General features: G+C 59.0%; 22 protein-coding genes. 9 read left to right on the top strand and 13 right to left on the bottom strand.

Features of this window, described 5'->3' with window-relative positions; genetic code table 11:
• Positions 1 to 14: 14 nt before the first annotated feature.
• The 5 genes from accC to IP65_RS04265 all read right to left on the bottom strand — a co-directional run bounded on the left by accC (position 15) and on the right by IP65_RS04265 (position 4,395).
• On the bottom strand, positions 15 to 1,367 hold the full coding sequence (gene accC / locus IP65_RS04245; protein ID WP_022675256.1) for an acetyl-CoA carboxylase biotin carboxylase subunit: 1,353 nt from the start codon (positions 1,365 to 1,367) through the stop codon (positions 15 to 17).
• Between the two features lie 13 nt (positions 1,368 to 1,380).
• The gene (gene accB, locus IP65_RS04250; RefSeq protein WP_054130953.1) at positions 1,381 to 1,875 is read right to left on the bottom strand and encodes an acetyl-CoA carboxylase biotin carboxyl carrier protein; all 495 of its coding nucleotides are present in this window, start codon (positions 1,873 to 1,875) and stop codon (positions 1,381 to 1,383) included.
• Between the two features lie 119 nt (positions 1,876 to 1,994).
• Positions 1,995 to 2,453 (bottom strand): type II 3-dehydroquinate dehydratase, encoded by a 459-nt coding sequence (gene aroQ / locus IP65_RS04255; RefSeq protein WP_022675254.1) that lies wholly within the window; start codon positions 2,451 to 2,453, stop codon positions 1,995 to 1,997.
• 94 nt (positions 2,454 to 2,547) lie between these two features.
• Positions 2,548 to 2,970 carry a hypothetical protein gene (locus IP65_RS04260; protein ID WP_054130954.1) on the bottom strand — a complete coding sequence of 141 codons (423 nt, stop codon included), beginning with the start codon at positions 2,968 to 2,970 and terminating at the stop codon, positions 2,548 to 2,550.
• A gap of 75 nt (positions 2,971 to 3,045) precedes the next feature.
• Positions 3,046 to 4,395, bottom strand: coding sequence for an aldehyde dehydrogenase family protein (locus IP65_RS04265; RefSeq protein ID WP_054130955.1), 1,350 nt, complete (start codon positions 4,393 to 4,395; stop codon positions 3,046 to 3,048).
• A gap of 553 nt (positions 4,396 to 4,948) precedes the next feature.
• On the opposite strand from IP65_RS04265, the gene IP65_RS04270 reads away from it, so the two are divergent.
• From IP65_RS04270 to IP65_RS21240, 5 genes are all read left to right on the top strand, one after another.
• Positions 4,949 to 6,175 carry a site-specific integrase gene (locus IP65_RS04270; RefSeq protein ID WP_197279217.1) on the top strand — a complete coding sequence of 409 codons (1,227 nt, stop codon included), beginning with the start codon at positions 4,949 to 4,951 and terminating at the stop codon, positions 6,173 to 6,175.
• A gap of 124 nt (positions 6,176 to 6,299) precedes the next feature.
• Positions 6,300 to 6,575, top strand: a complete 276-nt coding sequence (locus IP65_RS04275; RefSeq protein WP_369801226.1) for a type II toxin-antitoxin system RelE/ParE family toxin — start codon at positions 6,300 to 6,302, stop codon at positions 6,573 to 6,575.
• A complete protein-coding gene (locus tag IP65_RS04280; protein WP_054130958.1) occupies positions 6,568 to 6,912 on the top strand; it encodes a helix-turn-helix domain-containing protein in 345 nt (114 codons plus the stop codon). Before IP65_RS04275 ends, IP65_RS04280 begins: the two co-directional genes overlap by 8 nt.
• 280 nt (positions 6,913 to 7,192) lie before the next feature.
• Entirely contained in the window at positions 7,193 to 7,648 is a 456-nt protein-coding gene (locus IP65_RS21235; RefSeq protein WP_197279218.1) for a hypothetical protein, read from the top strand.
• Positions 7,649 to 7,652: 4 nt separating this feature from the next.
• Positions 7,653 to 8,018, top strand: a complete 366-nt coding sequence (locus IP65_RS21240) for a hypothetical protein (RefSeq protein WP_156306413.1) — start codon at positions 7,653 to 7,655, stop codon at positions 8,016 to 8,018.
• A gap of 147 nt (positions 8,019 to 8,165) precedes the next feature.
• Here IP65_RS21240 and IP65_RS04285 read toward each other — a convergent pair whose 3' ends face one another.
• The gene (locus IP65_RS04285) at positions 8,166 to 9,332 is read right to left on the bottom strand and encodes a hypothetical protein (RefSeq protein ID WP_156306415.1); all 1,167 of its coding nucleotides are present in this window, start codon (positions 9,330 to 9,332) and stop codon (positions 8,166 to 8,168) included.
• A 174-nt stretch (positions 9,333 to 9,506) separates the two neighbouring features.
• On the opposite strand from IP65_RS04285, the gene IP65_RS04290 reads away from it, so the two are divergent.
• Entirely contained in the window at positions 9,507 to 10,718 is a 1,212-nt protein-coding gene (locus IP65_RS04290; protein ID WP_054130960.1) for an IS256 family transposase, read from the top strand.
• Between the two features lie 569 nt (positions 10,719 to 11,287).
• Here the strand turns inward: IP65_RS04290 and IP65_RS04295 are convergent.
• The 6 genes from IP65_RS04295 to IP65_RS04320 form a co-directional block, all read right to left on the bottom strand.
• Positions 11,288 to 11,797: an RNA polymerase sigma factor gene (locus IP65_RS04295; RefSeq protein ID WP_054130961.1), complete on the bottom strand. Its 510-nt coding sequence runs from the start codon at positions 11,795 to 11,797 to the stop codon at positions 11,288 to 11,290.
• On the bottom strand, positions 11,794 to 12,303 hold the full coding sequence (locus IP65_RS04300) for a hypothetical protein (RefSeq protein WP_231627553.1): 510 nt from the start codon (positions 12,301 to 12,303) through the stop codon (positions 11,794 to 11,796). The genes IP65_RS04295 and IP65_RS04300 overlap by 4 nt, the downstream gene beginning before the upstream one ends.
• A gap of 360 nt (positions 12,304 to 12,663) precedes the next feature.
• Complete coding sequence (locus IP65_RS04305) at positions 12,664 to 12,966, bottom strand: HigA family addiction module antitoxin (RefSeq protein WP_054130962.1); 303 nt, start codon at positions 12,964 to 12,966, stop codon at positions 12,664 to 12,666.
• Positions 12,956 to 13,246, bottom strand: coding sequence for a type II toxin-antitoxin system RelE/ParE family toxin (locus tag IP65_RS04310; protein WP_054130963.1), 291 nt, complete (start codon positions 13,244 to 13,246; stop codon positions 12,956 to 12,958). Before IP65_RS04310 ends, IP65_RS04305 begins: the two co-directional genes overlap by 11 nt.
• Positions 13,247 to 13,396: 150 nt before the next feature.
• Positions 13,397 to 14,317, bottom strand: coding sequence for a HEPN domain-containing protein (locus IP65_RS04315; protein ID WP_054130964.1), 921 nt, complete (start codon positions 14,315 to 14,317; stop codon positions 13,397 to 13,399).
• Between the two features lie 150 nt (positions 14,318 to 14,467).
• Positions 14,468 to 15,310, bottom strand: a complete 843-nt coding sequence (locus tag IP65_RS04320; protein WP_054131226.1) for a DUF932 domain-containing protein — start codon at positions 15,308 to 15,310, stop codon at positions 14,468 to 14,470.
• A 581-nt stretch (positions 15,311 to 15,891) separates the two neighbouring features.
• On the opposite strand from IP65_RS04320, the gene IP65_RS04325 reads away from it, so the two are divergent.
• From IP65_RS04325 to IP65_RS21250, 3 genes are read left to right on the top strand one after another with little or no spacing between them, the layout of a single operon-like run.
• Complete coding sequence (locus IP65_RS04325) at positions 15,892 to 17,877, top strand: ATP-binding protein (protein ID WP_197279219.1); 1,986 nt, start codon at positions 15,892 to 15,894, stop codon at positions 17,875 to 17,877.
• Positions 17,874 to 18,545: a hypothetical protein gene (locus IP65_RS21245; protein WP_156306417.1), complete on the top strand. Its 672-nt coding sequence runs from the start codon at positions 17,874 to 17,876 to the stop codon at positions 18,543 to 18,545. Before IP65_RS04325 ends, IP65_RS21245 begins: the two co-directional genes overlap by 4 nt.
• A complete protein-coding gene (locus IP65_RS21250; RefSeq protein WP_156306419.1) occupies positions 18,535 to 19,602 on the top strand; it encodes a hypothetical protein in 1,068 nt (355 codons plus the stop codon). The genes IP65_RS21245 and IP65_RS21250 overlap by 11 nt, the downstream gene beginning before the upstream one ends.
• On the opposite strand, the gene IP65_RS20775 is transcribed toward IP65_RS21250, so the two are convergent.
• The gene (locus IP65_RS20775; protein WP_082349781.1) at positions 19,599 to 20,861 is read right to left on the bottom strand and encodes a hypothetical protein; all 1,263 of its coding nucleotides are present in this window, start codon (positions 20,859 to 20,861) and stop codon (positions 19,599 to 19,601) included. The two genes, IP65_RS21250 and IP65_RS20775, sit on opposite strands and share 4 nt — an antisense overlap.
• Positions 20,862 to 20,893: the final 32 nt, after the last annotated feature.

Consider the following 20,893-nt stretch of genomic DNA (forward strand, 5'->3'; position numbering starts at 1 on the left):
GCGACCTTTTCGTGTTACTTGCCGCCGCCCTGGGCCAGCCATTCCTCAAGATACTTGATCGAATAGCCGCCATCGAGAACCGTCGGATCTTCCAGCAGCCGCTGGTGCAGCGGGATCGAGGTCTTGACCCCGTCGATCACCATTTCCTCCAGCGCGCGCTTGAGGCGCATGATGCAGCCTTCGCGGGTACGGCCATAGACGATCAGCTTGGCGATCATCGAATCGTAATAGGGCGGGATCTTGTAGCCGGCATAGAGCCCGCTATCGACGCGCACATGCATGCCACCGGCCGCGTGATAGCTCTTCACCAGGCCCGGCGAGGGCGCGAACGTAAAGGGATCTTCGGCGTTGATGCGGCACTCGATCGCGTGGCCCTTGAACTCGATCTCGTCCTGCGTCACCGACAGCGGCTTGCCATCGGCAATGCGGATCTGCTCGCGCACCAGGTCGACGCCGGTGATCGCTTCGGTCACCGGATGTTCCACCTGCAGGCGGGTGTTCATTTCGATGAAATAGAACTCGCCGTTTTCCCACAGGAACTCGATCGTGCCGGCGCCGCGATAGCCCATGTCGGCCATCGCCTTGGCCACCACGCCACCCATGCGGGCGCGCTCGTCAGACGAGATGACCGGCGAGGGGGCTTCTTCCAGCACCTTCTGGTGGCGGCGCTGCAACGAGCAGTCGCGCTCGCCCAGGTGGATGGCCTTGCCATTGCCGTCGCCAAAGATCTGGAATTCGATGTGGCGCGGATTGCCCAGATACTTTTCGAGGTACACCGTGGCATCGCCGAACGCAGCCTTGGCTTCAGAACCAGCCTGCTGCATCAGCGTGGCGAGGTCATCCGGGCTGTTGCACACCTTCATGCCGCGCCCGCCGCCGCCCGAAGCGGCCTTGATGATCACCGGATAGCCGATTTCCTCGGCAATCTTGCGGGCTTCTTCCACATCGGAAATCGCGCCGTCAGAGCCGGGCACCAGCGGCAGACCCAGCGCGCCGGCGGTGCGCTTGGCTTCCACCTTGTCACCCATCGTGCGGATGTGCTCGGGCTTGGGACCGATCCAGGTAATGTCGTGCGCTTCGACGATTTCGGCAAAGCGCGCGTTTTCCGACAGGAAGCCATAACCCGGATGGATCGCGTCGGCCTGGGTGATCTCGGCCGCTGAAATGATCGCGGCGATGTTGAGATAGCTGTCCTTGGCGGCGGGCGGCCCGATGCACACGGCATGGTCTGCCAGGCGCACGTGCATGGCATCGGCGTCGGCGGTGGAATGCACCGCCACCGTTTCGATGCCCATTTCGTGCGCAGCGCGATGGATGCGCAGCGCGATTTCGCCGCGATTGGCGATCAGCAGGCGCTTGATGGCCATCTTTTCTATGTCCTTAGCCGATGACCACGAGCGGCTGGTCATATTCGACCGGCTGCGCGTTTTCGACCAGGATCGCCTTGATCGTGCCGGTGGCCGGCGCGGTGATCGGGTTCATCACCTTCATCGCTTCTACGATCAGCAGCGTGTCACCAGCCTTCACCGCCTGGCCCACCGCGATGAACGCGGGCGCGCCCGGCTCGGGGGTGAGATAGCAGGTGCCGACCATCGGCGATTTCACCGCGCCGGCCAGATCGGCGGCGGCGGGAGCGGCGTCTGCCGCAGGGGCGGGGGCTGCAGCGGCCGGCGCGGCCACGGCAGCAGCAGGCGCTGCCACCATGTGTGCCACCGGGGCGGCCGTCAGCGTGCGCGCCACGCGGATCTTGCGGGCACCGTCTTCCACTTCGATTTCGGAAAGCCCGGTGTCGGCCAGCAGTTCGGCCAGTTCGCGCACAAGCGCGCTGTCGATTGCCATGGTTGCGGCGGGCTTGTCGCCGGTGTCGTGGCCCATTGTTAACCTCACAGGTGGGAAAGTCTGGCGCAGCGCCATGCCCGCACGGGGGCGCGCTGGCAAGGGGAAAGGCAGGCGAAATCGCCCACCCTTCGGGGAAAAACCGGGCCTAAGCGCGGTTAAAGATGCAAAACCGCGTCGAGCGCGACGATATAGCTCGCCGCCCCGAACCCGGCGACAGTGGCCTTGGCCGCCATGCCAACATAGCTCTTGTGGCGGAATTCCTCGCGCTTGTGCGGATTGGAAAGGTGCACTTCTATCACCGGGGTGACGATGCCCTTGATCGCATCGTGCAGCGCCACGCTGGTGTGGGTATAGGCGCCGGCATTGAGCAGCACCGCGCGCGCGCCCACGGCCTGGGCCTCGTGCAGCCAGTCGATTAGGTGGCCTTCGTGATTCGATTGGCGCACGTCCACCGTCAGGCCCAGGTCCTGGGCGCGGTCTTCCAGGCGGCCGGCAATATCGTCGAGCGTGTCGTGACCATAGATGGCCGGCTCGCGCATGCCCAGAAGGTTGAGGTTCGGGCCGTTGAGCACGAACACCACGGGCGCGGTGGCAGGGGCGGCGGTATCGGTCATGGTCTGGCTAAACTCCTGCCGGGAACGGTGCGCGGGTGATAGCGCCCTGCTGCGTTGGTGCAAGAGCTGTGCCTTGGCTGCAAGAGGCAGCCGATCAGGAAGCGACTGGCGGGCTGCCCACGTCGACCGGGCCAGGCACGCCGACCGGCGGCGGCTGAATCACCAGTTGCGGCCCTTCGTTGTCGGGCTGGAAATCGGCCGATGGCTGGTTGTCGCTTTGCTGCTGCTGATCGACGTCACCTTCCACCGGCGGCTGGTCTTCCGAGGTTGCTTCCTGGCTGTCGCTATCGTCACTCACGGTGCCGGTCGTGACGGGTGACGTCGATCCAGCAGCGGCCTCTGCCGCCGCGGCGCGCTTTTCCGCGGCAGCGGCCTTGGCCTCGGCCGCGGCAATGCGCTCTTCCATCTTGCGGTCACGCTCGCTTTCGCAACCGGCCAAGGCCAGGCTGCCCACGGCCAGCGCCATGAGCGAAAGACGGGGCAGGTGCATGCGCAAGGGTTTGGACAGGTTGGGCATCTTGAACCCGAGCCTAGCAGCCAAAGGTTACTGCAAGCTAACCACCATGACGCCGCAACCTGTCCCTCCTCCGGCTTACTGGTGGCGATAGACCGCGCGTTCATGGCTGAAGCACTTGAAGCCGAAATAGCCGTGGTAGCTGCCCATGCCACTGGTGTTCACGCCGCCAAACGGCAGGTTGTTTTCCAGGTAGTGTGAGAACACACCGTTGACGGTGACGCCGCCAGACGAGGTGCGGGCCAGCACCGTCTCGACCACCGTCTCGTCGGGGCTATAGATATACAATGCCAGCGGCTTGTCGCGCGCCTCGATATAGCCGATCGCCTGGTCGAGCGATTCATAGGTCATCACCGGGATGACCGGCGCAAAGATCTCGTCCTGCAGGATGGTCATTTGCGGCGTCACGTCGGTAAGCATAGTCGGGTGGATGGTTAGGTCTTCGGCCTCGAATGTGCCGCCCACGGCCACCGTCGCACCCTTGGTCACGGCATCATCAAACATGCCTTTCACGCGATCGAAATTGGCCTGGTTGACGACCTGGGCAATGCCATCCTTTTTCAACTGGCCATCGTCGCCATAGAGATTGGCGCGGACGCTGGCGGCAAAGCCTTCGACCAGCGCGGCTTTCTGCGCTTCCTTGACGAAGACATAGTCGGGGCTGATGCAGGCCTGCCCGCCGTTGAACTGCTTGGCGGCGGCCAGTTGCGCCGCAACCTTGCCGATATCGGCACCGTCATCGACGATCACCGGCGACTTGCCGCCCAGTTCGAGCGTGACCGTGGTCAGATGCTTTGCCGCCGCTGCCATGACGATCTTGCCCACGCGCGGGCTGCCGGTGAAGAAGATATGTGAAAACGGCAGGTCGAGCAGCGCCGTGGCCACCGAAACGTCGCCTTCGAACAGCGCGACATCCTTCTCGTCGAACGCCTCGCGAATGATCGTCGCCGTAACGCGGGCGGTCGCCGGGCACAGGTCGGTCAGCTTGACGATGCAGGTGTTGCCCGCCGCAATCGCTGCCGCCACTGGCCCGAGTGCCAGGCCGAGCGGAAAGTTCCACGGCCCGAGGACGAGGCAGACACCACGTGCTTCGTAGATGATCTGTGCGCGATCGGCCGGATTGAGCGACGGCGTCACCTCGGTGGGCGCCATCCAGGCATCGAGATTGTCGATATTGCGCTGGATATTGCCGGTTACATTGAGCACCTCGGTGACGCGGATCTCGCCCACCGGCTTGCGCGTGTCTTCCAGCACGGCGGCAATAATGGCGTCGGCATGGGCCTCCACTGCCGCCTTCAGCCGTGCCAGCTTGGCCTTGCGCACTTCTGCACTCGATGCCTTGGCCTCCCACTGATGCGCCTGTTGCAGGGCAAAGACGCGACGGATGTCGTCGGCAAGGTCGGCGGCGGTCGGGGCGGTCGTCGTCATGGCTATGGCATCCTGCTCAGTGTTTTTGTTCGTTAGACACACTAACTAGTGCAGGGGCCGCTGGCAACGATGTCCGAAGGGGTGGGCGCGGGTTGCCGGCCTGCCGATGTGGCAGTGGCGCGCTGGCGTTAATATCGGGGTTGGTCACGGACGGTCGCACGACTCAGCCAGGCTCACCAAGGGATCGGGGCGGTCAGCAACGCATATCGGGAGAGGATTTTCTGGCACGTCGATCTGTCCCGCCAGCGCCGCTTGCGGGCAATTTCGGGGAGCCCCCAGAGGGGTAGGATATCGACTATGTCAGTGAAAAATTGGTCGGGACGAGAGGATTCGAACCTCCGACCCCCACACCCCCAGCCGCCCTTTTGGGGGTTTTGAACGCCTCCAAATGCAACGGGAAAACTTGACAAATTCAGCCATTTAGCTTAGTGCATAACCATTATGGTTGTTGCGTTTGAGCGCATTTTGTTCCGCCTTGTTGCAGCAAGTTGCACCACCAGCGCACCACCAGATTTGATCGATTCGACATTTGAGGTGGCCAATGCGAACTGTATTGACACAGGCTGTGGTGGAAAAAGCGGCCTTTTCGGTTAAGCCTGTAGATCATCGCGATACGCGTCTCAAAGGGCTCGTCCTTCGGGTCATGCCAAGCGGGGTCAAGTCCTTCTATTGTGAATATGCGCGGGGCAAGCGGGTCTGGCTCGGACGGGCTGATGTGCTGGGTCTGGCTGAAGCGCGCGAGAGCGCACGTGCGGTTCTCAGTGACGTCTATCGCGGCCTCGATCCGATGGCGGCGCGCAAGCCCAAGCTGGAAGTGCCGACCTTTCGCGCTTTCCTTAAGGGGGACTATGCGGTTTGGGCCCAGGCGAACCAAAAGTCCCATGCGCAGAACCTCAAGCGCCTGGAGACGGCTTTCAAGCCGCTGCTTGATAAGCATCTCCACGACATCAAAGCGCTGGAGGTTGAACGGTGGCGCGCTGGGGAAATTGCGCGTGGCCTGAGCCTCCAAACGATCAACCGGGACATTTCCTCGATCAAGGCGGCGTTCAATCGCGCTGTCGATTGGGAGCTGATCCCGACCAATCCTCTCGCCAAGGTCAAAAAGTCGCGCACCGACGACAATCTCAAAGTCCGCTACCTCAGTGACCATGAAGAGGGGCGCCTGCGCGCCGCGATCGATATCCGTGAGGAGCGGCGTCGCGCCGAACGCGATACCGCCAATGGCTGGCGGCGTGAGCGTGGCTATGTCCAATTGCCCAGCCTTCGCATGGTCATGTTCACCGATCACGTGAAGCCGCTGATCCTGCTGTCGATCAACACCGGTTGTCGTCGGGGCGAGCTGTTCGATCTGACGTGGTCGAATGTTGATCTCGACCGGCGCATCCTGACGGTGACCGGCGCAACGGCAAAATCAAAACGGACCCGGCACATCCCGCTGAACCGCGAAGCCACGCGGGTGCTGCAAGGCTGGCGAGCCCAGGCTGAGGACACGAGCGGCCTGGTCTTTGTCAATGAAGAGGGCAAGCGGTTCGACCGCGTCAATTTCTCATGGCGGCATCTGCTCAAAGACGCGGGCATTTCAGCCTTTCGCTGGCACGATATGCGCCATCATTTTGCATCGCGACTCGTGATGGGCGGCGTCGATCTCAACACCGTGCGCGAACTGCTCGGGCACAGCGATTATGCGATGACCCTGAGATATGCGCATCTCGCGCCCGAGCATAAGCTCAAGGCGGTGGAGGTGCTGGACCGGCGAACTTCGATGGCTGCGGTCGCATGATGACGCCTCAAATTGACATTGTTGGCAGATTTGACTACATATGACGAAGCCGCGCAACACGCTCCGCACGATCTCGTGGATCAAACCGGCGAGGAGGGATTTTGAGGCGTTTCCCGTGCGGGCCATGGATCGGGCACTCGATGCGCTGACGGTGGTGGCCGATGGCGGAACACCGGACATCGCCAAGCCGCTCGCTGGCCTCGGGGCAGGGGTGTGGGAACTGGCGATCAAGGAGCGGGGCGACGCCTATCGCGTCGTCTACGCACTGCAACTGGGCGATGATATCTGGGTGGTCCATGCTTTCCAGAAAAAATCGACCAGAGGAATTTCGACACCGCGCCACGAGATCGACCTCGTGCGTGAGCGGATCAAGCGATTGAAGGACATGCTCGATGGCTGACGATAGTGAGGATTTCGAACTGATTCGCGGATCAGGCAACGTCTTTGCCGACTTCGACGCGCCGGACGCGAGCATTCGTCAGTTTCGCGCCATCCTGGCTGCTGAAATCGTCAAGGCGCTCGATGCCCAGCGGCTGACCGTGCGCGATGCCGAAGCGCGCACTGGTATCGCGGCGGCGGATTTTTCCCGCATCCGCCAGGTTAAGCTCGACCGCTTCACCATCGACCGGTTGATGCGCATTCTCGATCGACTGAATTGCGATGTCAGCGTGAAAATTTCCGTCGCGCCGCGCTCGCGTGCGACAACAAGCTCCCCGGCATCACCGCTCGCCGCCTGAAGAGCCGGTGACGGCGATAGTCGACCAGAGTCGGTCGTGCAAATCTGGTGACGCGAACGTCCGAATCTGGCAGCAACAGTTGCCTTTTGAGGCTGTCAGTGGGCCATCTAGAAGATCGCGCGCGACCGGGCGCGGGCGAGGGTTGTTCTAGGAGCTGACAGGTAAGTTTTTGGTGGATTCGAGGACGCACTGGCAGTAGGCTGCTTATGAGGCGATGTGGTTGGACCGGAACTGATTAATGGCTAGCGTTGTGATAAATAAGCCAGTTTTGTACTCGACCATGACATTCTTGGCTTACAATATAAATCTGCAATATTATGGTGGCCTGCACTATACTTGGTGCACGCCGTATTTTGGATCAGATTTTAGTTCTCCAGTATTCACAGTGCCTCCAAGCTCATCTCCGCTGCAAATCTACCTCGATCTTAAGAAAGAAGTTGACGGGGGTGATCTGCATGGAACTATTATTAAGGTAAAGAGGCTCGGCATTCGGCGCGGAGCGGACGTTATGCTTAAGAGAGGAAGGATTACTGCTGATATCAGGGATGACATCAGGGCGATTTGTAAACGCGCCACGCCAGAGCATTTTAGGCCTATTATGTGTGTCTTGCCCAAGACGGATATTATTCCTTACATTGAAACTGTGCCTGTTGAAGCGAAAGCCAACCCTCTTTCTCAGGAATATATCGTTGCAGACGTGCCGACCGAAGCGTTCGACATAATTAAGTTTGGGTGATGCCATGGTAAATTTTCATAATTTGTTGGCAAAATTTAGCGCAGATGATGCACGAAGTATTGCATATTATCTGACAAGGTACTTCAAGGGGGCACCTAGTCTCGAACTGGGTGGTAAGGACATATTCAAAGACATCGTTGTTGATTTTTTTGATGACGAGGCGGATCAGCGAATCCGCGATGCAACTCTTGAAGCGATAGCTAAGATCGAACAAGAGGTGGGCGTTCCAGCATCAGAGTTAGATGAGGATACAGTCTATCGAATCCTCGGTGCGATTGCTGATTTCGAAGATGCGATTACCGAAGAGCCCTCTGCGAAGCATGTTGCAGAAGCAATAAGTTTTCTTGGGAAAACTAAATCTATCGGTTAATTCGGCCTCTGCTGAAAATATCTGAAATCTTCTGCTTTAGATATTCAAAGTACTGGACTTCGACCGCCTCGTTGATCATCGCTCCCTGTTTCGCGGTGTGGGGGCTGTGGAAAAGGATTACCCTACGGCATCCCGGCCAGTCGTCGGCTAGACCGGATACGCTGTGCCCGTGAGTTGGCACACCAGCAGCTCGAACCGCAGCAATGTTACGATCTGGAAGAACATCGCCGAGCACCGCGAAAGGTATTCCGCGTAGGATAGCTCAACGGTGTCGCCCGCGTTGCCCTTGCCCTCGCGGTAGGTGAGAACGCCGCGCTCGGCGTCGTGGTCTAGCGCGCCGTGATGAGACGCGTTCCGGAGCTGGGCGTCGCGCTCTGCCGGCAGCGCACCCAATCCTGGCCGTTCCAGAAACGCGTCGAAACGCTTAGGCTTGTCGGACCTTAAATACGTGTTGGCGTCGATATTCCTGAACTGCCGCCAGTCGCGGCCTTCAAGTACGTTGTTCATGAAGGCCAGCAGATCGACCGAGGACGCGAACGCCTCGAACGCGTTGCCGTAAAACATGCGGACGGCGTTGAAGCCGCTTGTGGTAGCGACATGACTTTCCATGACCGGTATGCCCTTCGACACCGCGAAATGGACCTGGGAGAACTCGCTCCAGGCTGAGAAGTAGTCTCGGAAGACGCCGAAGTACCGCTGCGCCCGGCCGGCGCTGCCCTTGGCATGCTCTACGAGAAGCCCCTCGAAGGCGCCGCCCTTCAGTGGTTGCCGCACCTGATCCATCATTTCGCGCAGCGTCACCTCGTAGCTGGTCGCGCCCAGGAACATTGAGAAGCGCCAGACCCAGTCCGGTAGGTGGTTGAGCGGATCGTCGAAGTGGAAGCGCGTGGTGGCTTCGGCCATCACCTTGGTTGCTAGCTTTTCCCGACCTCTCGAATGAAGTGACCAAGCCTTCTTTAAGAGCTGCCACTCGTCGGCGTAGTCTGGCCGTCGGAATGGTCTAGGCCGCTCCTGGAAATCCTTCTCGAAGTCAACCGGGCGCATCGATCCAAAACGTTCGGTGGCTTCAAAGTGCGCCTGCATCTGAAGCATGTGGGGGAACGTCATGTCGGTGTGCCGATCCGACTCCTCGATGACGTAATTCGCATGCATGTTCACCACGAGCGCCCCGGGGGCCTCTTCGGTAAGCTCGGCGTTCTCGACTGCCTCAGGGACGGCCGACAGGTTTTCATAATCGACGTTTAGGGCGACCACCATGTCCTCGCCGCAGCCCCGGCAGGGGAAACGGTGCGTCTGCCGCGCGTCGTGCCCCATGCCGATCCTGACCAGTTAGCGTCCGCGCTCGTGGTGTAATTTCCAGTGTAGATTGAGGCGATCGCATGGGGTGGGGCATGCCCCACCCCATGCGATTTCGATCTCGGTGGCCACCGGGCTCATCGGTAAGGTGGAGTTACCACACTTCACACGCCCACCGAGGAGTTGATCCCGATGACCGACGACAGACTACCGCTTGCCGAACTGATGGCGAAGACCGGGGATGGAGATTTTCTGCGCACAATCGCAGAGAGTGTTTTGCAGATCATCATGGAAGCCGACGTTGACGGCTTGGTCGGTGCTGGCCGCCATGAACGATCCGGCGACCGGACGACCTGGCGCAATGGCTACCGCGACCGCAGCCTCGATACCCGGCTCGGCACGCTCAACCTCAAGATCCCCAAGCTGCGGACCGGCGCTTACTTTCCGGGCTTTCTGGAACCGAGGAAGACCGTTGAGAAAGCGCTGGTCGCGGTGATCCAAGAGGCGTGGATTGCTGGCGTCAGCACCCGGCGCGTGGATGAACTGGTCCAGGCCATGGGTATGAGCGGCATCTCCAAGTCCTCGGTGTCCAAGCTGTGCAAGGACATCGATGAGCGCGTCCATGCCTTCCTGAAGCGCCCGCTCACCGGCGATTGGCCCTACCTCTGGCTCGACGCTACCTACCTCAAGGTGCGCGAGGGCGGGCGGATCGTCAGCGTCGCCGCGATAATCGCCGTAGCCGTCAACACCGAGGGCAAGCGCGAGATTGTCGGCCTCCACATCGGCCCTTCCGAGGCTGAGGTGTTCTGGTCCGATTTCCTCAAGGACCTCGCACGGCGGGGGCTGACTGGCGTGAAGCTGGTGATCTCCGACGCCCACGAGGGCCTCAAGGCGGCGATCACCCGAGTGCTCAGCGCCACCTGGCAGCGTTGCCGCGTCCACTTCATGCGCAATGCCCTGGCCTACGTGCCCAAGGGCCAGAACACTGTCGTTGCCGCCGCTATCCGCCAGGTCTTCCTCCAGCCCGACCACGCTGCCGCGACACAGGCCTGGCGCCAGGTCGCCGACCAGTTGCGCGCCCGCTGGCCAAAGCTCGGCGCCTGCATGGACGACGCCGAGCATGACGTGCTCGCCTACATGGCCTTCCCCGAGCAGCACCGGGTGAAGTTGCACAGCACCAACCCGCTCGAGCGCCTGAACAAGGAAGTGAAGCGCCGTGCCGATGTCGTCGGCATCTTCCCGAACGAGGACAGCATCATCCGCCTCGTCGGCGCCGTTCTGCTCGAGCAGAACGACGAATACCAACTCCAACACCGCTACATGCAGATTGAGGGCATGGCAGCCCTCGCTACACCAATCATCGAGGAGGTTCAGCCGCTACAGATTACACCCAAGGCCGCCTGAAAATGCAGCCCGATGGCCACACCCGAATTTACACCACATTGACGGACGCGACCCCTGACCACGTGGCTCTGGTCGCACGTAAGGCACTTGAAGGCGGTCCGGATGATCATGAACCTAAAGATAGCAACATGACGCGCGATTTCAAACTGCGTCTCGCGTCAAAGTGCGGGCGGGTTCACCAGCTGACCCGTAGTGCGGCTGACTCTTGATATCACATTCCTATAGATGAAGTCAGCCTGCGCTACAGGGACTTTATAAGCTGAAATTCCGCTACCAACATAGCTTATGCTGTTATATTGCCTCGATCAGGCGACGCTAAATGTAGGCCCTGTGATACAAGCTACCATTCGGCACGTCACTCGGGAATGGCGGCTTTGTCCCAAGTTCTGCCTCGATCGGCAGGTGAAGCTGGACCTCATCCTGATATGTACGCTGCCTTCTACGTCTTACTGATGGAGTCGCGAACTCACGTCAAATTTTCTGCCTCACCCCGATTGCGTTCTTCAATCTACTAACTTTGCTGCCTGAGCCAGGCGTGTTGCCGCCCGACTCAGGCTGGAAATAGACCGTCAGTTTTGCAACGCAATCACCCGGCGGTAGCGGGCAAGGGCACTCGTCATGTGATATTGAACGGCCTTCTGTGTGATCCCAAGCCGTTCTCCAATTTCCCGATGGGTGAGATTGCGCATTCGGTGCATGAGGAAAATCCGCCTGGTCTTGGGCGTCATGGCGCGGAGTGCCTGCACGTAAGCGCGCCTAAGCTCCATGGCCTCTATATGGAATTCCTGGTCTGCACAGACCGGAGCGTCGCGCCCTTCGTCAAAGGGAAAGAAGACGGTTCGTTCCCGCGCCAATCGCCGCCCCCGCTCAATCAACAGATTTTGGGCGATCCGCGTCAGATAGGCGGAAGGGTTGTCGATCCTTTCAAGCGCATTGCTGCGAAACAGCCGGGTGAAGGCCTCTTGCACAAGGTCGGGGGCGGAGTCGGGACCGGCCTTGTGCATGAAGTAGCGCAGCAGGCGTCTTTGCTCGTTCCGATAAACGGCCTCGAATCTGGGGATGGGGCGGGGCGGCATCATGACCGCGCTTCTCCATGCTCGCCCTCATAGAGCGGGGCATCGCGCGAGGCGCGATAGAGGGTAATGCCCGCCTCGATGCGGTCGAGGATGAAGGTGTCACGCTCGGCTTTGGCGATTCGGATGTCGGCCTTCGAGTAAAATTCCAGATCGACCGCGCACCGGTCGCCACTCTCGCGCTGGATGATGTCGCGGGCGCGGCGCCAGCAGCACTCCTCCTTGAACAGCGGATGATTGACGATGACCCAAAATTCATAGTCAGAAAAATTGATCGTGCGCTCATCCTCGAACCATGAGCGCCGGGCATAGGGGCCGATCAGGATGATCCGGGTGATCTGCCCCGGCTCGGGCGCCAGCACCTGTTTCGGATCGAAGAAACTCCTCAGGATGCGCGTGATTCGTTCGATTTCGCGCTGCTTGCGGCGGATGAGATGTCCGACGCGCGCCATCACGACTTCGCGCGCGTAAACGTCGCTCGTATTGGATGCTGTCATGGTAAGCTCGCACACCAGCGGTCCGCGCGTTCATGCGCGGCTGTGCAAGCGATGTTCTCTGTGTGCCGCCGATGCGGTCTACAGCAACTGCCCGACCGTGATGGCCGAACCTACATGATGCCTGGCAGGTTTAACCCGGAGATGGCCGCCAGTCGTTCCATCTCGTGGCGGACATTATGTCAGAATCGCAGATGTCCGGCAAGTTGCCAGAGGCCCGGCTAAGCGCGGGTGGCAGCTTCGCGGGCAGCGATGCGTTCGAAACAGACTTTGGCCATTCCGCTTCTGGCGTGAAGAGGGCTTCTTAAATCCTGCGCCCATTCCTGCCACATCGCCACCGCCGCACCCGCTACTCCATTTGATCGATACAAATGTTGATCAAGCCACCAGCACCAGGCGCTCAACCTGAATGTCACCCTCATGCGCGCGCACCTGGGCCAGTTCATAGGCCGCCTGCATGCGCAACAGCGTGTCCGCCTTGACCCCGAAACCCTTCTCGAACCGGATCGCCATGTCCGGAGACAGGTTGGCATGGCCGTTCAGCAAGGTGCTGAGCGCCTGACGCGACACGCCGAAATGCTGGGCCAGCGCCTTCACTGTCAGGCCCGAGGGCTCGACGATCTCGGTCTTGAGCCAGTCGCCGACATGCACGGCGAGCGAGGTATGCATTTTAAGCGCCATGATAGTCCTCCAGATTCAGATCGGTCAGTGCGCCCTCATCATTGATGCTGACGGTCAGCCGCCAGTTGCGTGTCACCGTCATGGACCATATGCCTGACCGGTCGCCGGTCAGGGGATGCAGTCCATAGTTTGGCGGGACACTCAGTTCGTCCAGCGACCCAGCCGCAGCAATGAAGGCCAGCATCTTGCGGAGGCGGTTCACGTCACCGACCAGACCCTTGGCATTACCGGTCTCGAAGAATCGGCGCAGCGCCTTATCGGTGATGCTCTCGATCTCCATGTGTCGCGTTATACATGACACTCATGCGGCGTCAAGTCATGCTTGACACGCACTGCCCTGGGGCCTGTTTGGTCTCCCTGGCATAAGGGGCTCGACGCTGCCAGGCAGATTGATCAAGCGCAGATGCCTGGCAAGTTGCCCGTGGCCCGGCTATAGGCGGGCGGCAGCTTCCAGGGTGGCGATGCGTTCGGAACAAACCTGATGCACGACGCGGCCCAGTTCCTCGACCCGCTCGCCCAGCCAGGTCAGCTCTTCCTCGCTGATTTTGTAATGTTTTGAGTAGCGGGCCTTGGTGTAGGCCTCTTTCAGCTTCTGGAACATGGCGCGTTCGCGGTGCGTGGTTTCCGGCCAGATGCCGTAAAGGCGCCTGTCCAGCCCCTCGGCCAGCGACCGCAGGAAAGCGATATTGTGGTTGTGTGGGGCATAAAACGTCAGCGTGAGCAGCGCACCCTGATAGATATTTTCTGCGGCTTGATGCAGGAGAAAGGCCGCTCGCTTCCAATCCCCCTCTGACATACAAAAACGGAAAACCTTTAGAAAGCCAGCCGCATTCGACACATATTCCTCAAAATACTCCCGCGCGGCGCCCCACGCCTGCTGCGGTGTTTTCGGCTTCGGCGTCGTCAGTTCCCGGTCGTCCGCCTCATAGAGGGCGATCCCGTCCTTGGCGACTTCCATGAAGAACAACCGGCCATGCGCCAGCCCATCGTTCACCTCGTGCAGCGAGTGGACGATGAAATTGACCGGCGTCCGCAGGGTCTTTTCCATGGTGTAGGCGCGGATCAGCCGTTCCTCGGCCTTCATCCAATAGGCGGCGCGGTCGGTCAGCTCTTTCTGGCTGACGATCACCAGAATGTCGTAATCGGATTTGTACTGGTTGGCCGATAGCGGCGCATCAACCCAATCGCCGCGCGCGTGGCTTCCGAACAGGATGACTTTCAGAATCTGCGCGCCCTTGCGGGGGCCGGTGGCGTTCTCCGTCGCCTGGCGGAATTCGTCGAAGACCACCTCGACGATGCGCTCAAGCTCTCGCTGCTTCGTGGCAGGCAAATGGTCGAGGTCGGTGCGCATGGCGAGGATTCTTGGCCATTCTCCTTGGCTTGGCAAGCATTATCACTGCTCTTGCCCGCCGATCCGCGCCTGCGGATCGGCGCCAAATAGGACGCCGCCACCGTGAAAGGGAAGGCCGTAGAGCCGATTGTCGGCCCTACGGCTTTGCAGTCAGGCTGTTTTCGGCCGCTGCATTCCCTCGGCCAGCGTCCAGAGCGCCCGGTTCAGCCCGACATTCTGGTCGATGCTGTTGATGGCACGGCTTCGGCTGCGGCGGATGTGCCCGTCCGAGGTCTGGCGACGCCCGCTCAGGCCACCCCGGATCAGGTTTTCCTGAATGACGTTGAAGGTCTGCCACAGGCTTTGCCCGACATCTTCGCGGCGGCGCGGGGCAATGATCTGGCCGGGGCGGAGCGGGCTTTCATCCTCGCCATAGCGGGCGACGAGGCTGGCCTCGGCCAGCACCTGCTGCTCGTCCCGCGACAACCGCATGTCCTTCATCGTCTCGGTGGCATCGATCAGGCGCGGGAAATCCTTGGCGACGGTATAGACGCCCTCAATGATCTGATCCTGAATTCCGCCCTTGTGGGGAACGCGGACTTCCTCGAACCGCTCGCCCGCAATCATACTGTTGGTACAGACAAAACGCAGCATCCCGGCGAACATCTGGTAGGTGCTGGTCCCGTCATGGCTGTTGACGATGATGACTTCCGCTGCCTCCGGCTTGCCGATGCCGTCATCGCGGCGCAGGCGGAGCATATGCTTGGCGTGGCCCATGCGTTCGCCATCACGCGGGACCGCCTGCACGGCGAAGAACGGGAACCATCCTTCCCGGCGTAGACCCTCCACGATCTCAATGGTGGGGACGTAAACATAACGCTGCGAACGGCTGTCATGCGCTTCGCGGGCGAACACGGACGGCACGTGGCGGTGAAGCGCGTCGTTGTCGAGGGCTTCGCGCCCGCTGATCTGGTGGGAGTTACGGCCGAAACGGGTGGCGAGACGATAGGTCATGGCTTTGATCCTCATTGGCTTGGGTTGAAGCGCAGCGCTGCGCTGCAACCCTGGCCGTCGCCGAGACCGGGGGGTGCAAGGGGCAAGGGCGACCGGGATGGAGGGGGATCACCCGGCCTGCACGGAACGGAGGAACGAGGTGAAGGAAGGCCGGGGAAACCATCCCGATCGAGCGTCAGCGATCCCTTGCGCCGCGCCAGGGGGCAGCGCCCCCAAGCAATCTTCCCGTATGCAGCAGTTGTGGAAGCTGGGTGAGGGCGTCCAAGCCAGATCAGATACCGTGGGCTTGACGCTGAAAATACCGCAATGACGCCACTCGGATTGATTCAGAAGACGGATGCAAATCGCTGAATTAGATGATTTGATAGCATGGCAGCGGCCAAATCCGTTGCCATTCGGCCCCAACGCGCTGTAGGGGAATTTGCTTTGACATTGCTACCGTCGCGCAGCACGGTCATTTGGGACTCACATTCTTTAGAAAATTCGGCCACACTGTGAACATGCATAGGGCAGGGAGAATCGCGTGAATTGCTTATTCCAGTTAACGAGCAATTTCACCGTTGCGTGCGGCGAGAAATAACGTGAAATCGTTTCCCGTATTCGAGCAGCTAGATATCGATTCATATGGGCTCTATCCTGGCCGCGCAGGAGGCCCCGCCGGGCTGCATATCGACATCCAATCGGGCCTTACTCTTATTGTCGGTGCAAATGGGTTAGGCAAGACGACCCTCATCACACTGCTTTTTCGATTGCTGACAGGCCCGTCTGACATACCTCAGTTAGGTGCTGGCGACGAACTTGGATTCCGTCGCTTGTCGGCTGCACCCCTCCCTCCATTTCAACGTGGAATATTCGCGAGTCGCGTCTCCAATCGAGCTGAAGGTGCTACGGCACGCGTAGAGTTTTTGCTCGGAAGCACCAAAATTATAGCCGAGCGAAGGCTTGATACATTAGCCATCATCCGCGCAAATGTGGGTGATGTCGAGACCGCAGACGAAGCCACCTTCCAAGCGGAAGTGGCCAAGGCCGCGGGGCTTGGTTCATTCGGCGACTTCATTTTGATGTTACGCTATTTAGTGTTTTATTTTGAGGACCGGCGGGCTCTTGTGTGGGACGCATCCGCGCAGCGGCAACTATTGCGTATGCTATTTCTCCCGCCCGATCTCGCACAGCGCTGGACCGATTTAGAACGGTCAATATTGCAAAACGATAGCCGGATGCGCAACTTCCAGGCGGTCGTTGGCAAGGAGGAAAAGCTGCTGACGAAAGGGCTTTCCAAGATTACTAATGGGGTCGCACTTCGGGCTGAACTTCAGGCACTCGAAAAATTACAAGAGACATCCCGCGAGCGCCTCGAAGATATCGAAGGGTATACGAACGAACTCGACAGGGTGCGTCAAGAAGCTCGCTTGCGAAGCTTGCGCGCTAAGCAGGACCGCGAGTCGCGGTTTCGTGCAGTTGAACACGCAAAGCTGTTGGCTATCGAAGCTCGTTTTCCTGGCCGGCTAGAAACTGGCCGATATATGGTTGCTCACCTTATGAGTGAGCACGACTGTCTGGTTTGTGGGAGCCACGCACCCGAAGCCGCGAAAATGTATTCAGATCGCCTTATGTCGGGGCGATGCGTTGTATGCGACAGTAATCTCGAAAAATCAGAACGGATAATCGAGGCTCGCGAGGTTTCTGACGAACGTGTGAACAAGACCGCTCACCAGCTAGAGCAAAGTGATCGAGAACTGGCGACCGCCACTCGGGAACGTGAGATGGCCGAAGCGCAGTTCGATTCGCATATTTCGGAAATGACTCGATTACGCTCCGAGATCGCCGTGCGTTCTGCACGGCTTGCGCAGATTGTTGAAATGCTTCCGCCTGATGAGGCCGCATTGCGACAACAGCGGACTGAGCTTGGAGCAATTCGCGGGCGGCTTGAGACAATGAAATCCGAACTCGCGGACGAGCGCGCCGTTTTTCGAAAGTTTGTTGAGGAATGTACTGAGGCGCTTCTTTCCTCTTCGGCTGAGATTGTCGCAACGTTTGAGCAGTTCGCTGGGAAATTTCTTTCCGAACGTGTCGCTCTGACATGGACATCTCGGCCGGCAGCGGTAGGTCAGGGTGGCGAGGCAATTCCGTTTCCAGCTTTCGAACTCAATATGACCGGTAGCGATTTCTCTGAAATCGTTCGGCGCGCCGGCCCTGACGATGTTTCGGAAAGCCAGCGTGAATTTATCGACCTTGCCTTTAGGATGGCCCTAATGCAGACCGCTGGCCAAGGCGCGGCAGGCTTGGTGATCGACACACCTGAATCATCGCTCGATGCCGTTTTCGCCAAGCGCGCCGGTGAGACGCTGCTGCGCTTTGGCGCTGAGCCAGGCAACACAGTCTTGGTGACCTCGAATCTTGTTGAGGGCAGTTTGCTCCCAACTCTCATTAAGGGAATCGCGGCTACGCCTGAAAGGGCAGAGCGCTTGATCGATCTATTTGAGATCGCTAGACCGACGGCCGCAGTTACGGCAGACCGAGCTGAATATGACGAGTTGCGGGAAAAGCTTTTTGAGCCGCTGCGATGAGTGCTTATCCGGTTGATTCTCTCGAGAAGCTCGCCGGCTCGATCCGTCGCCGCGTTCGCTTGGTGTCATTGTTGGAGGCAAGCCGGGAGGCTGGGATTGAGCCGCTGCCGACCCTCCGCCTTCATTTGATTGCTTACCTTGCCAATGTGCTATCGCCGGTCTGGGACATGCCGAGCGTCGATGGCAGTGTGCTGAAGCGGAGTGGCGGTCCTTTTTATCCTGATCTGCAAAATGATCTGGATCGGCTTGTGGGACTTGGCGTGGTTCGTGTCGAAAAGCTTAGGCACCAGCGCATCGATGACGACCGTTATCGTCTGGACGGAAGCTACCGTCTCAATTCCAAATTAGCGGAACCGATCTTGTCTTACCTGAATACTATGCCAGACGAAGCTGCGGCATCACGCTTTGTCCGTGAGCTCGTGCTAGCCCTCTCAGCTCTCACGGATGAAGAAATAGATCGCGCCATTACCGAAGATGCAACTTATGCGAATCCGAATATCGGCGTCGATAATGTCATCGACTTCGGTGAGTGGTTGAGCGCCAATTATTCTGCAGCTGCGGCGGAAAAGGTAGGAGGCTTAGTGCCCACCGGAGCATCTGTTGGTGCCAGTGAAAAGGTACATCTCTACGTGCGTCATCTTCGGAAAAGGCTTCAGGGTGGCCGATAAAGACATCGGAACAGGCCTGGGTCCATGGTCGGGCGCCGATCTGCGCGCAACCGCCAAGCAGTTCGCTGGCGATGGCGCAGACGATGATCTCGATTCCGTCACCCGATTTGGTCGAAGCATTGCGAAGCTGGCTTTGCGCCGGATGCGTCAACAGCTTCACAACATGCGGCGAGATGCAATTGCGATCTTCTTACTTCAGCCCAATGGCTTGCCAAACATGGAAACCATCCGTCAGCCTATGTTGGGCGATGGCGGCGTCGAAATATGCGGGAAAATTTGGTTTGTTTCGATGACGGCGCAGGCTGGCCGTGAACTCGTTCCCCCATCGGACGAGGCCGGAAAAATGTTTGACCATATCGAAAGCCTAGGCCTTGGCGATGTGCCTGCCGCCGTCTTCAATCCCACAGTAGCAATACCCACGGTTCGCTTTTACCCCAAGGGCCTGACCGCTGAAGATGAGTTCGATACGGTGGAGGTCGCTGATCGAGAAGTAACAATTAATGATATTAAACGCGCAATCGATGAAATGCATGAGGAGCATCTGTGTACCCCAGATGTACAGATCGCAGGAAATTCGATGTGGAGCGACTCGCAAAAGCTGCATGCCAGTAGTAATGCAGAAGCGATTGCACAAACGCATGTTAAGCTGGCTTTGTCCTTTAGGCTTTTCAACTGTGATGTGCGTCCCGAGCAGCCGATGAAAGCTGGACGGGTCGATTTGGAGGTTGTCCAGCAGCTTGCCGATGGGGCAAGCATTATTCCTGCTGAAATCGAGATAAAGGTACTACGCGAACGTAATCGGCGGGGAAAAAAATGGTCTGACGCATTTAATGAAAAATGGATGCGGCGGGGCATCCGTCAGGCCGCCGCCTATCGCGATGTACGCAAAGCGAAAGCTGGAATGCTCTGTTGTTTCGATATGCGCAGTGGAGATCGAGGGGAAAGTGCTACTTTTTCTGGTGTAAAGCCCTACGCAGACGCAATTGCGGTAGAGCTCCACCGCAATTTTCTTTACAACGATTCGGAGGCTTGGCGCGTCGCGCGATATGGCACCTAGCCTCGACGCAGAACTAGCAAGCTCTCTGCGAGCTGGGCTTGGCCGCCTTGTTGCGCTGAGGTTCGCATCTCCCGAAGTATCTCATTGCGTTCAACATGCAATCCGGATGCCACGGCGAGTTCAGCAAGAATATCTGCTACGTTCACGGGGATGCCTGCATAACGACTGTCGCCGACCACAGCCCAAATCGACCCGCCTGGTCTGAGTGTAGTGCTAAGCGTGTTCACAATGCCCGACATTTCCGCGAAATACGCTCCCAGCATGGCAGGGATATGTGGGCTCCACAGGCGGTCACGTTGTTCGCCGAGCAATCCTAGTGCATCATCGAGAAGCTGTGAGCCGGTTGGAGCTGGCATATAGTCTCGATGAATTTGGACATGAGACGCCAGAGTGCTTTGTCTAAGTGCACGATTGGCATTTGGAGCATCAAGGTAGCCCAGCATCCACAGTTCGATATTGTACACATCTGTATAGTCGAACGAATTTGGATAGGGCGGTGAAAATACGGCCAAATCAAAGGGGCCGAGGCCTTGTATCGCGGTGCGGCTGTCTCCGCGCACCACTGTATAGGTTTCGGTGGCGCGCCGCCCGAATCGTCCGATTTCGCCAATTGCTGCCGACGCGGTTTCCACAAATGCCAGATCGACCTCACCAGTGCTGCGACGCCGGTTTTCCCACCCACGGCGATAGCGTCGGCCTTTCCCGTTCACGATCGCATTGCTGAGTTGAACCAGCACCCCTCCCAACAGAACCTTGAACAAGCGGCGATGAGCAGCAATGTTCAAGCGGTCAATTGCTTCGGCGATCGCGAGGATACGTTCCGCCACTTTGAAATCGAACAGCCATCGAGAATCGACACCGGGCTCGACAAAGGTCGAGGGCAATCGCTGCATACGTAAAGTCGGATCGATATCTGCCGCGCTGCGAAGCACCGCGCCCAAATCGGAAACGAGCTGCTCGGCGTCATAGCCTGTAAGCTTTGCTTCAATCAGGTCAGCCAGATAAGGATTGACCTCGATGGTGGTCGGCTCGACGCCCAGAAACTGGCATGCGAGAGCCGTAGTGCCGGACCCTCCAAACGGGTCCAGGCACGTTCTCACAGGGGCGTCGTTAGACCGAACGGCTTCATAAACGACCTCCGGCGCAAATGCTTCTTTGAAGTGCCGCCAACGCTGGAACGGTATCGTCGCTGATCCCGAGTTTGTGCCGAGGGTCGCCAGTTCGCGCCTTCCGGTCCATTGTTCAAAGCTGCTGTACAAGCGTGCGCCTTTCAAAGATATTGCAAATTATC

The sequence above is a fragment of the Novosphingobium sp. AAP1 genome (assembly GCF_001295765.1).
In the GTDB taxonomy this organism is placed as follows: Bacteria; Pseudomonadota; Alphaproteobacteria; order Sphingomonadales; family Sphingomonadaceae; genus Novosphingobium; species Novosphingobium capsulatum.

Coding starts and splice junctions, on each gene's coding strand:
- accC (WP_022675256.1), bottom strand. CDS start 1,367: ATGGCCATCAAGCGCCTGCTGATCGCCAATCGCGGCGAAATCGCGCTG.
- accB (WP_054130953.1), bottom strand. CDS start 1,875: ATGGGCCACGACACCGGCGACAAGCCCGCCGCAACCATGGCAATCGAC.
- aroQ (WP_022675254.1), bottom strand. CDS start 2,453: ATGACCGATACCGCCGCCCCTGCCACCGCGCCCGTGGTGTTCGTGCTC.
- IP65_RS04260 (WP_054130954.1), bottom strand. CDS start 2,970: ATGCCCAACCTGTCCAAACCCTTGCGCATGCACCTGCCCCGTCTTTCG.
- IP65_RS04265 (WP_054130955.1), bottom strand. CDS start 4,395: ATGACGACGACCGCCCCGACCGCCGCCGACCTTGCCGACGACATCCGT.
- IP65_RS04275 (WP_369801226.1), top strand. CDS start 6,300: ATGGATCGGGCACTCGATGCGCTGACGGTGGTGGCCGATGGCGGAACA.
- IP65_RS04280 (WP_054130958.1), top strand. CDS start 6,568: ATGGCTGACGATAGTGAGGATTTCGAACTGATTCGCGGATCAGGCAAC.
- IP65_RS21235 (WP_197279218.1), top strand. CDS start 7,193: ATGACATTCTTGGCTTACAATATAAATCTGCAATATTATGGTGGCCTG.
- IP65_RS21240 (WP_156306413.1), top strand. CDS start 7,653: ATGGTAAATTTTCATAATTTGTTGGCAAAATTTAGCGCAGATGATGCA.
- IP65_RS04285 (WP_156306415.1), bottom strand. CDS start 9,332: ATGGGGCACGACGCGCGGCAGACGCACCGTTTCCCCTGCCGGGGCTGC.
- IP65_RS04290 (WP_054130960.1), top strand. CDS start 9,507: ATGACCGACGACAGACTACCGCTTGCCGAACTGATGGCGAAGACCGGG.
- IP65_RS04295 (WP_054130961.1), bottom strand. CDS start 11,797: ATGATGCCGCCCCGCCCCATCCCCAGATTCGAGGCCGTTTATCGGAAC.
- IP65_RS04305 (WP_054130962.1), bottom strand. CDS start 12,966: ATGGCGCTTAAAATGCATACCTCGCTCGCCGTGCATGTCGGCGACTGG.
- IP65_RS04310 (WP_054130963.1), bottom strand. CDS start 13,246: ATGGAGATCGAGAGCATCACCGATAAGGCGCTGCGCCGATTCTTCGAG.
- IP65_RS04315 (WP_054130964.1), bottom strand. CDS start 14,317: ATGCGCACCGACCTCGACCATTTGCCTGCCACGAAGCAGCGAGAGCTT.
- IP65_RS04320 (WP_054131226.1), bottom strand. CDS start 15,310: ATGACCTATCGTCTCGCCACCCGTTTCGGCCGTAACTCCCACCAGATC.
- IP65_RS21245 (WP_156306417.1), top strand. CDS start 17,874: ATGAGTGCTTATCCGGTTGATTCTCTCGAGAAGCTCGCCGGCTCGATC.